Below are 13,200 nucleotides of genomic sequence, written 5' to 3'. Positions count from 1 at the left end.
GAGCGAGGCGCGATCGGTCGGTGCTCCTGACCGGAATGATGGGGTCGGGAAAGTCGAGTGTGGGCAAGGTCCTGGCCCGGCTTCTCGATCTCGAGTTCATCGATACCGACTCGCAGATCGAGAGCGATTGCGGTGTTGCTGTGGCCGAGATCTTCGCCCGTGAGGGCGAAGACGGTTTTCGGCGCCGGGAGCGAGCGGTGCTCGATGAGCTTCCCGATCGAGGCGCGGTGGTCGCGCTGGGAGGCGGAGCCATCGTGTCCGAGGAAAATCGAGCCATCCTGTCGAAAAAGGGCACGCTGGTCTGTCTCGACATCGGTCTTGAGCGGCTCGTGGCGCGTCTTGCCCACACCGCGAGTCGTCCGCTTCTGGCCGGACTCGATGCGCAGGCCATGCTCGAGCGGTTGCGCGAGATCGCCCAGAAACGCGAAGCAGCTTATGCCGCGGCCGATCTGCGCGTTTCCACCGACGAGCTCAATGTGAACGCCGTCGCCCATACCGTACTCGAAGCATTGCGGGAGCACACTGCATGAGCACCGTTACCGTCATGCTCAACGATCGCAGCTATCCGGTCGTAATCCGTTCTGGCTGTCTGGGGAACGCCGCTGAACTGCTCAGCGAGGATGTGGATCGCATCGTCGTAGTGACCACGCCTCGCGTTGGCGGGCTGTACTTCGACGCCCTCGAAGGTGGGCTGCGCAGTCTGGGTCTCGACCTGCACCGACTCTCTGTTCCCGATGGCGAACGCGCCAAGACCATGCGAACCGCTTCCCGTCTGCACGGGGAACTCGCCGACCTGGGTGCCGATCGTCAGACTCTGATCATTGGACTCGGGGGCGGAGCGGTTTGCGACCTGGCCGGCTTCGTGGCCTCGACGTATATGCGGGGCACTCCGTTGATTCAGGTGCCGACGACCTTGCTCGCGCACGTCGACGCGAGCGTCGGTGGCAAGACGGCCGTCAACCACCCGCGAGGCAAGAACCTGATCGGCACCTTCTACCAGCCGCATCTCGTCGCGATCGATCCCGATGTCCTGGCTTCGCTCCCGGCGCGTGACCGTCGTTCGGGAATGGCGGAGGTGATCAAACACGGCGCCCTCTGGGACGAGGGGTTTTTCTCGTGGTTGGAAGAGAATGTGCAGGCGGCTCTCGAACTCGACACCGAGATCATCAGCGAGACGATCGCGCGCTCGGTGGCGATCAAGGCGGAAGTCGTGAGCCTGGATGAGCGTGAGGGGGGGCTGCGCGCCCTGCTGAACTTCGGCCACACACTGGGTCACGCGATCGAGAGTGTCGCGGGTTTCCGCGGAGTGCGGCACGGGGAGGCGGTTGCTATGGGCATGGCGTTCGCCGCGGAACTCTCGGAGCGTCTCGGACTGGCGCCAAAGGGAACCGCTGAGCGTTTGATCTCATTGCTCGATCGAGCTGGTTTGCGCACGACAGCGCCCGACTGGAGCGAGCAGAAGAGCGCTTACCTTCAGGCGATTGCTGTCGATAAGAAGGTTCGGAGCCAGAAGGTGGGCTTCGTCGCGCTTCGCGAGATCGGGCGCGCCGAGGTGGTTCGGCTCAGTCCTGAAGAGATCCTGGCGGGAGCAGAATGAGCAAGAAGGATCCGACGCAGCTGCGCATCGAGATCGCGCGGGGACATTGGGCCCTGGGCGAAATCGAGGAGGCCGTGGTCTGTCTGGAGCGGGCCGTTTCCGCTGCGCTGGATCCCAACACGTTGATGCTGGTCGTCGGTACCCTGCTCGACGATGTCGCTTCTGAACCCGTGAATGAGCGTTTGATCGCCTTGCGCGATTGCATCCTCGAGCGAATGGAAATCAAGGCCGGCTTCCAGTTGCCCGAGCCGCTCGCGACTCCGACCATGGCCCAGCTGCTCGCGGACCAGGGGCACCCCGAAAAGGCGCGCGCGGTCGCCAACGTCGTACTCGAAAAGGATCCGGACAACGAGCGCGCACGGGCGGTGCGCGATTCTCTGGGCAGCCCGCTGGAAGACCGCCGCGCGCGTACGATATTGAAGCTCGAACGCTTGCTGGCCGCGGCGCAACGCCGCAGCCAAAGAGAGGCAATCGCATGACGTTCCGCGAGATCCTGGCACAGCTCATCGACCAGACCGAAGGCGCGCTGGCGGGCGCGGTCATGGCCGGTGACGGCATTCCGATCGACGAGTACGGTCAGACGGATCAGGTCGATCTCGCGGCGCTCGCGGTCGAGCTACAGCCAATGCTCGAACAGGTCCGCAAGGCGACCTCGTCGGTCTACGAGGGCGCGCCCAACGCCCTGCAGGAGATGATTCTGGCCACTGAGAAGCACCAGATCCTGCTCCGCCCGATCGACGGAGAGTTCTTCCTGCTGATCGTCCTGACTCCCGAGGGGATTCTGGGCAAGATGCGCTATCTCACGCGCATGGTGTTGCACGATCTCAGGGAGACGCTGTAATACCCGGATCCCATGAAGATCCTGGTTCTCCACGGCCCTAATCTGAATCTGCTCGGTGAGCGCGAGCCCGAGATCTACGGCTCGACCACTCTGGCCGAGATCGATCACCTTCTGGTCAAGCTCGGAGCAGAGCAGGGCGTTACGGTCGACACTTTCCAGTCGAACCACGAAGGTGAGCTGATTGATCGCATCCAGGCCGTTCGCAAGACGCACCAGGGCGTGATCATCAATCCCGGTGGCCTGACACATACGAGTGTGTCTCTGCGAGATGCGCTCGCGGGTTGTTCGCTACCGGTCATTGAAGTGCATCTTTCGAATATTCACACACGCGAGAAGTTTCGGCACCACTCCTGCGTGGCGGCCGTCGCTGTGGCACAGATCACGGGACTGGGTGCGAAGGGCTATGAACTCGCCCTCGGTGCGTTGATCGAACGCCTGCAGTGACGCAGTCATGGCGCCTGTTGGTCGACGGTCCCGGTTCCGCAAGCTGGAACATGGCGGTCGACGAGGCTCTCCTGCTCTGCGCTCCAGAGTCCGGTCCCAGCCTGCGTCTGTACACCTGGTCGCTACCTGCGCTCAGCCTCGGATACCGCCAGAGCCCACCCGATTGGCTCGGGCGTTGTGACGAACTCGGCGTCGCAACCGTGCGGCGCGTCAGCGGGGGAGGCAGTGTCCTGCACGCAGGGGATTTGACCTATGCGGTCGTCGCGCCGTCCGGCCTGCCCGGTCTACCCGAAGATCTGCGCGGCAGCTACGAGTGGATCCGCGGGGTACTGGTCGACGGATTGCGCCGAGCGGGGCTTTCTGCACAGCCCAGTCGAGCTGAACCCGATGCCGAGCGACTCGACCTGTGCTTTGCCGGAGCGACAGGTTTCGAGATCGAACTCGAGGGAAAGAAGTTGATCGGCAGTGCGCAACGCCGGATCGGTTCCGGTTTTCTCCAGCACGGTGCCATCCGCCTGAGTGACGACTCGGAACTGTACGAATCCATCACGGGCACGACACGAGCCGGCCAGGCGCCCGTGTCGTGCGCAGATGTTTCCCACGTCTCTGCGTCGCTGATCGCGGCCTTCAGGGAACGAGTCGGAGGGAACCTGGCGGAGATGCCGCTCACGGCGCGCGAGACGGCTGTGGCGAGGGAGCGCGTCGAATTTCGTGCCCAAAAGAACCTATGCGCACCGCCACTTATCCTAAGAACATTCCTTCGATCCGCCGATAGTCTTCCGTAGCGAGGACCCTACTCCTGTCGCTGGTGGCGGGAGATTGTTCAAGGTCGCAGGCGGAATCGAGGACGAGTGGCGTTTACGCCAAAAAAGCGCAAGGCGCTCGAAGCAGCGCAGAAGTACGCCCAAAAAGGCGCGTACGATAAAGCCCTCAAGGAATACTTGAAGCTGCTGAAGGCGGATCCCCAGGATCCGAACATCCGTCTGAAGATCGGGGACCTGTACCTGAAAAAGGGCGACAAGCAGGCCGCTATCGAATCCTACGGCCAGGTGGCCGAGCAGTTCTCGAAGGGTGGTTTCGACGCCAAGGCCGTCGCCATCTACAAGCAGATCCTGCGCGTCGACGAGGATTTCCTCGAAGCTCGCGTCAAGCTCGGCGAGCACTTCCAGCGCATGGGGCTCAATAGCGACGCCTTGCGCGAGTTCCAGGAAGGTGTCCGCCTGTGCCAGGAACGCGAACTCAAGCGCGAAGCCCTGGACCTGTTGAAGAAGGTCGCTTCGCTCGATCCCTCCAATGTTTCCAACCGTCTCAATCTGGCCGATCTGTTCCTGCGCGAAAAATTGGTCGACGAGGCGCGCGCGGAATTCGACTCTCTGCTCGAGGAAGTGCAGCGCCAGACCGCAAACGATCTGCTCGCGCGTGTCGCCGAGCACGCCGTCGACGCCTTCCCTGATCACTACCACGCTCTCGAGCTGCTCGCCCAGGCCAAAGTATCGCTCGGTGAAGCAGAGGACGCGATCCGCCTGCTCAACGACGCGCAGCATCGATTTCCGGACGAACAGGGGATTCTCGAAGCTCTCGTCATGGCGTACAACGCCGCTGGTGACGAGGTGGGCAAGCAGCGCGCCTATCGCGAGATCGCCGAGATGTTCAAGCGCCGCGGCGACAACGACAAAGCGCGCGATATCCTGCAGCGCTTCGTCGTAGCCGAGTCGTTTACTGCAGGGGATGATACCTACACCTCGCCCAGCATCCTGCTCACAGAGGAGACGATGGGTGAGCTCTCGCTCGATCTGGGTGAAGAGAGCGAATTTGGCAAGAGCGAACCGGGCAAGAGCGAGGAGGCGGATTTTTCTGCGGGCGAGGAGCTGACGCCGCGCACTCCGGGATCGCAATCGGCTCCGGTCATGCTCGATGTTCCCGATCTCGATCATTCGCCTGGACTGGATCTATCGTCCGCCGATGATCTGATCGCCGAGGCCAAGGTCGCGCTCGAGTTCGGCGATCCGGCGACCGCGGCGCGACTCGCAAAGCAGGCGGCCGAGACCAATCCCACTTCCGTGGAGCTGGGAATCCTGTTGGCGCAGCTCGAGAAGCCTAACGATCCCGGTGTCGAAGACCTGGCCGCTCAACTCGAAGAAGTCGGTGTGTCGATGACTCCGCGCCCGGTTCCGGCCGCTCGCGGGCCAAAGACCGGCGCTTCTCCGAACCGAACCACCGCGAAGCCTCCGGCTCCCGCGACGCAGGGCAAAGCGACAGCCCCTTCGCTTCGTACGTCTCAACCCCCCTCCAAGTCGAAGCGGCAGCCGACATCACCCGCGACCGCGAACCCCAGGGTGAAGGCTCGGCCCGAGCCTGGCCAGGCGAAAGCCAGGCCCGAGCCCAAACAGGCGAAAGCCAGGCCCGAGCCCAGGCCCGAACCGCCGGGTATGGATTCCCTGCCCAACGTCGAGATCGTCCTGGCCGATGGAGGCGACGATGATTCGACGTACGCGTCCGTCGATCCGCCCGACGAGCTCATGCTAGGTCTTTCCCAGCCGAGCAAGGTCATTGAAACGCCCCAGGCGGATGTCAAGCCAGACGCAGAGCCGGAACTCGAGGTCGACCTCGATATCGACGTCGAGATCGATGTGGACATCGACGTCGAGCTGGAAGGCGAGTCACTCGATATCGATGCGGCGCTCGATGAAGTCACTCCCTCTGACGGCGGGCCGGGTGAATCGGCGATGTTCGGCAGTTCCACAGACTCGTTCAAAGAGCAGCCGGACCTGGCAGATATGATCGGCAAGGCCGATAGCGATTTCGAGGCGAACAGACTCGATGAGGCAGAGCAGGCCTATCGCGCAATCCTCGAGATCGTACCGAACCACCCACAGGCGCAGGTCCGTCTGGGCGAAATCGAGGCGCGGAAGGCTGGCAATGAGACGCTAGTCGTCGATGGAGAGTCCGCAGCAACGCCGCCCGCGAACAGCAAACCGGCAGCCCGAAGCGAAGCGAAGCCAGCGTCCGACTCGGTCGACGTCGGGCCCGCCACGGCAACCCCCGCTTCGATTCCGGAGATCCACTTCACACAGGAGCCGAGGATCGCGGCAGAAGACACGATGCCGCCCATCGAACGCGAACTGGAGGAAGCCGCGGTCGTCGAAGACACGGGTGCGCCCGGGCAGCCGGGATCGGAGCTGGAACTCGCGGTCGAAATGGAGTCCGACGAGGCCAGCTTTGCCGAAATGCTCGGCAAGGGTTCGCCTGCAGACGCAGTTCTCGAGCCCGAGTTGGAAGCCGAGCCCGAACCGATTCCTGAGCCTGAGCCCGTGCCGATTTCCAAACCGGCGCCCGCGCCGGTCGCGGCTGCTGCACCCGTGGCAAGCAGCGAGCCGGAGGTCGATCTACAGGCCGTACTCGAGAGCACCTTAGAGCCGGTGGATGCCGATCCCATCATTGTTGTGGATTCAGCCGAGCCAATGCTCGCAGACGCTCCCGCCGCAGCCGTGCCGGTGCCCGCTCGAGACGATGCAAACGAGGAAGACCTGTTTGATTTCGCGAAGGAACTCGAAGCCGAACTCGAAGCGCCCGCCGGAGCCTCCGGTCAAGAACAGATCGGATTCGACGAGGTCTTCAGAGCGTTCAAGAAAGGCATCCAGGAACAGGTCGGTGAAGAAGAGGTCGGTGCGCATTACGACCTGGCGATCGCCTACAAGGAAATGGGACTTCTCGAAGACTCGATTCGCGAACTCGAAATCGTTCGGCGCAGCGGAACCATGGGCATCAACGCGCTCTCGCTCATGGCGCACTGCAAGCTCGAACTGGGCCGTTTTGGCGAAGCTGAAACCGATCTGCAGACCGCTCTCACCATGGTCGCGAGTGGAGACGAGATTGGAACCTCGTTGCGCTACGACCTGGGAGAAGTGCTCCTGGCCGCAAACAAGCGCGAACAGGCACTCGCCGCCTTCCAGGCTGTGGCTTCCGCCGACCCGACTTTCCGCGATGTGACGGCGCGGATTTCCGAACTCCAGTAGAACGCCGCGAGCGGCGTCGCATATGAGGATTGCATGGAATACCTGAAATTCTTCGACCTCGAAGCTGAGCCGTTCCAGAACGATCTCGACGGTCGTTTCTACTACGAAAGCGAGCCGCAACGACAGGCTCGTTTGCGCGTGCTGCGCGGGATCCACCAGCGCAAGGCTCTGACCGTCGTGTACGGCGGGCCGGGACGCGGCAAGACCACACTCGCGCACTATCTACTGCGCGACCTCGCCGACAGCGATGTTGCGGTTCGCTTCCTGTCGATTCCCCACGAAGGCTGCTCCTCGGGCTGGTTTCTGCCCAACGTCGCTCGCCAGTACGGGATCGTCCAGCTCGCGCCGACGATCCCAGAGCAGGTTGATCAGGTACACGCCCGCCTGGTTGAGGTGAATACCGCCGGAAAATACCCGGTGATCTTCGTCGATGAGGCCCAGCTATTCCGAAATCGCAATGCGATGGAGGAGTTCCGAGGTCTGCTGAATCTCCTGCACGAAGGCAAGAAGCTCGTTTCGCTCGTGCTCTTTGGCCTGGATGAACTCCGCGAGATTCTGCGCCTGGATCCACCGCTGGCCCAGCGCGTCGATATTCGCATTGAACTCAAGGCTATGGATCGAGAAGAATCCGCCCGGTATCTCGAACATCGCTTGAAGAACGTGGGCGGCTCGCTCGAGATCTTCACGCCCGATGCGATCGATGCGATCTACGCATACTCCGAAGGCGTGCCGCGCGTGATGAACTCGCTCGCGGACAACACTCTGTTCGACGCCTCGCTCGAAGGCGCGAACCCCGCGGATGCCTCACTCGTCGCCGCGGCGGCAGACGCGCTAGGTCTTTCGCCCGCCGATGCCAGCGAACAACCCAGTGGCCTGGAACTGGATCTCGCCATCGGCGAGGTCGCGGAAGCTCCGGGTATCCAGAGCATCGGGGAGTCCGAGAGTGGTGCCGCGCCCTGGGTCGAACCGGCCGCTCCGAGCCCGAGTTCGTTTCCCGCTTCGCCTGCAGCGCCACCAGAGGTCGCCTCCGCGCCGGTTCCTCCGCTGCCGGTGCCCGCGCTCGAGGTTGCAGACGAACTCATTCCTGTTCTCCCCGCGATGACACCGGAGGTACCTCCCGAGCCCGTTCCTGCACCGCCCGAGCCCGTATTGTCCTCAGAGCCCGTGCGGCCACCGGTCGATCCGGCCGTGCTCGATGAAGCCGCTGCGGCGCTTGAAGTGATCGCCGACCCGAACCCCTCGCCGGCCCCACAGGTTGCAACGCAGTTGGTGGCCGACGACTTCCCGCCGCTGAACCGCGAGTTCGTTCCACCCGCGATGCCGGCTGCATCCGATAGCTCAACCGGTGCACTCGAACTCGAATCCGTGGTCGAGAGCCGGCTCGAACCCAAAAGCGAACCAGAACTCGTACTGAGTCCCCCCGATCCGCCAACCGAGGAGGAGCTCGCGCCTCCTGTCGCGTCGGCCTTTGATCCGGTTTCCCCGGTGATGGGCAGCGGGGAAGCGGACCCGCTCTCGCAGGATTCTGACGACGAAACCGCGCCTTCGTTCGGAGTCGAAATCGAGTTGAACATGCCGGTTGAGGACGTGCAGCCGCTGACCTCGGAAAGCGGGACGGCGCTCGAACTCTCGCTGCCAGACGATGAAGACGACAAGACTCCGCTGAGCCTCGCGGGCGTGATCACACCCGAGCAGCAGGCTGAACTGCGCAAGCAGGCAGACGCTGCAGACACGAGAATTACAGCTCCGACACCGATCCCAGACATGGCTCCGGTCGCGGCTCCTGTTCCGGCTCCGACGGCTGCGCCCGTCCAGCCTCAGGCCGTAGCAGCACCTGTTGTGGCGCCTGCGCCACCCGAGGTGACGACCTCAAATGAAGGCTTCCACCTGGGATCGATTCTCGATTCCACCGGGACTCAGACGCAGATCCCGGCTCCGACTGCTGCGGCGCCCGAACCCGTCGCTCCCCGCCAGGCTCCGGTTGCAGCTGCCGCTTCTCCACTCGAGGTCAGCGACGATGCGGGTCCCGGGAGCCTCTTCGATCTGGGGGAACTGCTTTCCGACGTGGACGAGGATTGGAAAACCGATCCCGCTCAATCGGCCGCGCCGACCGCAGCTCCAATCCCTGCAGCACCCGCAGCACCGGAACCCGTACCTGCAGCACCCGCGCCAGCACCCGTACCTGCAGCACCCGCACCCGCACCCGTACCTGCAGCACCCGCACCAGCGCCGGTAGCCCCTGCGGCGCCAGCATCCGCGCCGCCCGTACAGGCCGCGCCTGCTGCGGGGCCCAAGATCGAGATTCCCGATGGGGAGGAAGATCTGGACGCGCTCTTCGACTCGATTCAGCTCGGAGACTGACAGCGATCCTCAGAGCGGCGCGCCCTGCCGCGCCGACGCTCGGGGTGGTAGACTGATTCCCAACAGGCGAGCGAACCGGACTGCTCGGTACCTCTTTCAGTTCTGGCGGGAATAGCTCAGTTGGTAGAGCACAAGCTTCCCAAGCTTGGGGTCGCGGGTTCGAGCCCCGTTTCCCGCTCCAGGAATCGCTTGCGTCTTCGGTCAGTTGCGTCGTCGGTGATTGCGGGTCCCTCGTCGCCTTCAACACCAGGGTCCGTATAGGTCCGTTTGGGGCCGCCGAAGTCGGCGAAGGAGAGGTCGATCTCCTCGCTGCGGAGCGCGTGGGCGTAGGTGCGGAGCGTCAGTTCCGGGTTGCTGTGGCCGAGCTGGTCCGCCACCCAGCGAACAGACTTCCCGGCCTCCAGCGCGAAGCTCGCGTAGGTGTGCCGCGCCGTGTGGAACCGCAACGGACGGACTCCTTCCTTCTGCGCGCGGCGGCGGACGCGGCCCCAGCTTCGCTCGAAGTTGCGTTCCTCCAGCGGGCCGCCGCTCTCGGAGGGGAAGACCCACTCGGGCACCTCGGGCCAGCCGCGCGCCAGCATTTGCCGCCGTCGGTCACCGAGTACGTCGATGAGCAACGAGGCGCAGCCTGGAGGGAGGGCGACCATGCGACCCTTGCCGCTCTTGGGCGTCGAGAGCTGTCCCCTAACCAGTGCTCGGCGGATGTTCACGCGGGAACGCTCGAAGTCCACATCGGCCCACTTCAATCCCAGGATCTCCCCCCGACGTAGGCCGGTACTCATGGCGAGGAAGAGGGCAGGGTGGAAACGGGGTTCATGCTCCAGCGCGACCTTCAGGAGTTCGGCGACCTCAGCTCGAGACCATGAGTCAACTTGCTTGGTCTCATACGCGCTGCGTTGATCGACTCGCCTCATCAGTTCGCCGATCCTCGCCGCTGGGTTCTGCGAGACTAAGCCCTCCCGCTGCGCGAGGTTCAACAATCGTCGCACGATGGTCAGCCCGTTCTTGATTGTGGACGGCGCCAGACCGGCGTCGAGCTTGGCGCGGATGTAGCCCAGGATGTCGGCTTCCGACAGCTCCCGGAGATCCATTGAGCCGAAGAAGGGAACGAGGTGGTTCTCGATGAGTCGTAGACTGGTGTCCTCGTAGCTCGGTTTGAACGTTGGCGAGTAGAGTCGATGCCAGGACCGAACTCGTTTATCGAAGGGGATCGCCGAATCCTCGGTTCGCGGCTCCGGGGTGTACTGCCCCAGCGCGAGACGGTGGTTGATCTCGTCTGCGACCTTCGCCGCGCGGCGCTTGTCGGCGTTGGTCGTCCCGAACCGCTTCTTGATCTTCTTGCGGCTCGCGTGCGTTATGACCCACCAAGCATCTCGATACCACTTGACCTTCGCTGCCACGACTACGAACTCCGCTTCACGTAGGCGCGTACTGCAGCGCGAATGACTTCCGCGACCGAAACCTCACGCCGATCGGCAATCTCGCGTACAGCAGCATTCTGGGGGCCTTCAAGGTCCAGCGTCACGCGGTGCGGGTTCTCCAGGACGGGCTTCCTGCCCGAGCCTGGGCGAGGCCCACCCCAGTTCCCCTTCGCCGGTTTTCTCGTCGCCACAGCGTTCATCATGGCGCTGTCATCTTGGTTCGTCAAACATGAATCAATCATCCAGTTGCTCCATGATGGCGTTGGCGATGGAATCAGCGTCCTGTGATACCTGACGAGCCTGCGCTTGAAGCCATTCCTTCAAGGAATCGACCGGGATGACCACGCAGCAGCCGATCTGGAGGTGGGGGATCTCAGAGAGATGGGCTCGGAGGTGTCGCTCGCTGATGCCGAGTGCCTCTGCGGCTTCCGAAATGCGAAGGGAGAGTCGGTCGCCACGCATTGCGGCCTACCGCTCTTCCTTGCTGCGGCGCAACCCGGCCCGACGGGCTGCCTCGTGGACAACTTCTTCATCGGTCGCGTTCTGCGACCTTGCCTTGAAGAACTTCCGGGCTTCAGGGAGCCAATCCCGCAGGCTTCCATACTCCCCGTCCGTCTCACGGTCCCAGAGGGAAACCATATTGGTCCAGGCCGGGTTGCGGTCTTCTTTCCCCCTCATCTCTTCTCTCTTCCTCTCGTCTCGTTTCCTCTCCTCTGGGGCAACATCCGGGCTAGCTTCCGGGCGCTTGCGGGAAGCATATTGGGGTCTGCGCTCCTGCAATTCTGCCCACTTGGGCCAGATGCACGTCCATCTGTTCTCCCCAACCTCGAAGCGAATCACCCCAAAGCACCAGCCGGAGGCGACGGTATCGGTCATCTCGACAGAGAGCTTTTCGAGCCTTTGCGCGAGGCGTATCGCCGCGGGCTTCGTTCCCTTGCCCGTGTCTTGCATTAGGTAGGTGAGTGAGAACGTCGCTCCACGGGCTATATCGGCTTCATCCCGTCCACGCTCGAAGGTCTCGCGACGAAGCCGCTCATGGAGCCGCCAGAAGAACGCAAGTAGATCGTTGTCCTGGAGCAAGTCTCCTGTGCCCGCGTGGCCGCGAAACCACGTGCGCTTCGGCGTCGCCACTAGCGGCCGCCTTGAGAGTGATCCGCGATATACCGCGCGATCGCAGGCTGTTTCATCACTCGTGGTCCCCATCGCTGGGAATCTGGCGAGCCGGAGGAGCCAACCTCCTCAGGTCGATGCGTCGCTCGCGGGCGATTCGGTCCCGGACGTACTGGACAACATCTGGGTCACTCGTCCGGCCAAGAAGACGGACGCCTCCCTCCTCGGCATCCAGAAACTCGACTAGGCTCACTTCGACTTGGGTAGGCATGGTCGGATTCGCTCCTGCGCAGTGGTTCCCGTTACCCGTACGCAAGAACGTTCATCTGCCCCTTCGCACCGTTTCAGCCTCCGACTGCTCTCCCCAACTCCTCGGGTGTCACCCCGAACGGCTCCAAGGCGCGGTAGACCGCTTGGCGATGCCTGCGGATGGTGACCGCCGCAACGCCCAATCGCCGAGCTGTCCGGCGGTCTGACTCGCCGCGAATCATCGCGTAGAGCACTTCTATTCGTCGCTCCGTGAACCCTGGAAGTGGCTTTAGGCGCAACTGCAGCTCAAGGAGAGCATCCTCATCATGCTCACGGGGTGCCCGCCGAGGCACACCTCGACGCTTCAGGTCTCGAATGTTCCCGGACACCGCCCTCAGAATCCACCTGCGAAGCGCCCCAGCGGAGAGGCTCCTCTGCGCGATCTGCTGCCACCGCGGGATGACGGAGCCGCGGGGGCGCCGCTTGTGAACGTGACGGAAAGCGGCTCGACACAGGTTGCTCTCAATCATCAGCTCGGTGAGTCCGTTTTCGACTCTGGCGGTAGCGTTCTGTAGGGCTAGCAGCGCATCATCGGCTCTCTCGGGACGCAATTCTTGAAACCGTAGCTCAGTGCTCCAGTCAAGCTGCAGCGCGACCGGGTCTATCTGGTCATTCGCAAGTACCTCTCTCAGCATCGCGAGGGGCTCTCTAAAACGGCGGACGAGCGTCCAGCGTGTTGGATGAGGGCCGCCTGTGGGATCGTGAACCATTGTTGGAAGAGTAACCCAACATGGCTGTCACCCCCGTTCTAGTGACAACGATCGCACGCCGCGGACGCGAACCGACGGGAAAAATTGTTAGCAATTGTTAGCATTTGAGTTGCCCCGCAGACCGATGAGTCCTGGATGGAAGTATCGGCGAAAACCGCAATTTCTCGGGCACATACAGATCTCTCCTCAAGGGGCCGGGTGAACCTCCTTTTCCTGAGGTTTCTTCGGAGAAACCGGGCCGGTTCGCCTCGCTTTCGCAGCCGTTGTCGGACCTGGATCTCCGCGTCCTTGTGATCGATGGAATCCACTTCCGCGACCATGCGGTGTTGATCGTACTGGGCATCGACAGCGACGGCAGGAAGCACGTTCTCGGCCTCCGGGAAGGATCGAC

Annotated in this window: 11 protein-coding genes, 1 tRNA gene and 1 pseudogene; 9 read left to right on the top strand and 4 right to left on the bottom strand. The window is 63.0% G+C overall.

Annotated elements, in window-relative coordinates; translation table 11 throughout:
* The first annotated feature begins 20 nt into the window (after positions 1–20).
* From GY725_17900 to GY725_17860, 9 genes are all read left to right on the top strand, one after another.
* Positions 21–530, top strand: a complete 510-nt coding sequence (locus tag GY725_17900; GenBank protein ID MCP4006061.1) for a shikimate kinase — start codon at positions 21–23, stop codon at positions 528–530.
* Positions 527–1,597: a 3-dehydroquinate synthase gene (aroB, locus tag GY725_17895; protein ID MCP4006060.1), complete on the top strand. Its 1,071-nt coding sequence runs from the start codon at positions 527–529 to the stop codon at positions 1,595–1,597. Before GY725_17900 ends, aroB begins: the two co-directional genes overlap by 4 nt.
* A complete protein-coding gene (locus tag GY725_17890) occupies positions 1,594–2,076 on the top strand; it encodes a hypothetical protein (protein MCP4006059.1) in 483 nt (160 codons plus the stop codon). The genes aroB and GY725_17890 overlap by 4 nt, the downstream gene beginning before the upstream one ends.
* On the top strand, positions 2,073–2,438 hold the full coding sequence (locus GY725_17885) for a roadblock/LC7 domain-containing protein (GenBank protein ID MCP4006058.1): 366 nt from the start codon (positions 2,073–2,075) through the stop codon (positions 2,436–2,438). The genes GY725_17890 and GY725_17885 overlap by 4 nt, the downstream gene beginning before the upstream one ends.
* 12 nt (positions 2,439–2,450) lie before the next feature.
* Positions 2,451–2,882, top strand: coding sequence for a type II 3-dehydroquinate dehydratase (aroQ, locus tag GY725_17880; GenBank protein MCP4006057.1), 432 nt, complete (start codon positions 2,451–2,453; stop codon positions 2,880–2,882).
* Entirely contained in the window at positions 2,879–3,667 is a 789-nt protein-coding gene (locus GY725_17875) for a lipoate--protein ligase family protein (protein MCP4006056.1), read from the top strand. Before aroQ ends, GY725_17875 begins: the two co-directional genes overlap by 4 nt.
* A gap of 66 nt (positions 3,668–3,733) precedes the next feature.
* On the top strand, positions 3,734–6,898 hold the full coding sequence (locus GY725_17870) for a tetratricopeptide repeat protein (GenBank protein MCP4006055.1): 3,165 nt from the start codon (positions 3,734–3,736) through the stop codon (positions 6,896–6,898).
* A gap of 33 nt (positions 6,899–6,931) precedes the next feature.
* Positions 6,932–9,259, top strand: a complete 2,328-nt coding sequence (locus tag GY725_17865) for an AAA family ATPase (protein ID MCP4006054.1) — start codon at positions 6,932–6,934, stop codon at positions 9,257–9,259.
* 105 nt (positions 9,260–9,364) lie between these two features.
* Positions 9,365–9,440 (top strand) — tRNA-Gly (locus tag GY725_17860).
* Between the two features lie 133 nt (positions 9,441–9,573).
* Here GY725_17860 and GY725_17855 read toward each other — a convergent pair.
* The 4 genes and pseudogenes from GY725_17855 to GY725_17840 all read right to left on the bottom strand — a co-directional run bounded on the left by GY725_17855 (position 9,574) and on the right by GY725_17840 (position 11,760).
* Positions 9,574–10,350: pseudogene (locus GY725_17855) on the bottom strand (site-specific integrase).
* Positions 10,351–10,661: 311 nt separating this feature from the next.
* The gene (locus GY725_17850; protein MCP4006053.1) at positions 10,662–10,784 is read right to left on the bottom strand and encodes a ribbon-helix-helix protein, CopG family; all 123 of its coding nucleotides are present in this window, start codon (positions 10,782–10,784) and stop codon (positions 10,662–10,664) included.
* Positions 10,785–10,914: 130 nt separating this feature from the next.
* A complete protein-coding gene (locus tag GY725_17845) occupies positions 10,915–11,142 on the bottom strand; it encodes a helix-turn-helix domain-containing protein (GenBank protein MCP4006052.1) in 228 nt (75 codons plus the stop codon).
* Between the two features lie 6 nt (positions 11,143–11,148).
* Positions 11,149–11,760 (bottom strand): hypothetical protein, encoded by a 612-nt coding sequence (locus GY725_17840; GenBank protein ID MCP4006051.1) that lies wholly within the window; start codon positions 11,758–11,760, stop codon positions 11,149–11,151.
* Positions 11,761–13,200 lie beyond the last annotated feature (1,440 nt).

Source organism: bacterium (assembly GCA_024226335.1).
Taxonomy (GTDB): domain Bacteria; phylum Myxococcota_A; class UBA9160; order SZUA-336; family SZUA-336; genus JAAELY01.
This window is presented reverse-complemented; position numbering and strand designations above follow the sequence as displayed.

Bases quoted from the DNA above. Each gene is read 5' to 3' on its own strand.
- aroB (MCP4006060.1), top strand. From the start codon at position 527: ATGAGCACCGTTACCGTCATGCTCAACGATCGCAGCTATCCGGTCGTA.
- GY725_17890 (MCP4006059.1), top strand. From the start codon at position 1,594: ATGAGCAAGAAGGATCCGACGCAGCTGCGCATCGAGATCGCGCGGGGA.
- GY725_17885 (MCP4006058.1), top strand. From the start codon at position 2,073: ATGACGTTCCGCGAGATCCTGGCACAGCTCATCGACCAGACCGAAGGC.
- aroQ (MCP4006057.1), top strand. From the start codon at position 2,451: ATGAAGATCCTGGTTCTCCACGGCCCTAATCTGAATCTGCTCGGTGAG.
- GY725_17865 (MCP4006054.1), top strand. From the start codon at position 6,932: ATGGAATACCTGAAATTCTTCGACCTCGAAGCTGAGCCGTTCCAGAAC.
- GY725_17845 (MCP4006052.1), bottom strand. From the start codon at position 11,142: ATGCGTGGCGACCGACTCTCCCTTCGCATTTCGGAAGCCGCAGAGGCA.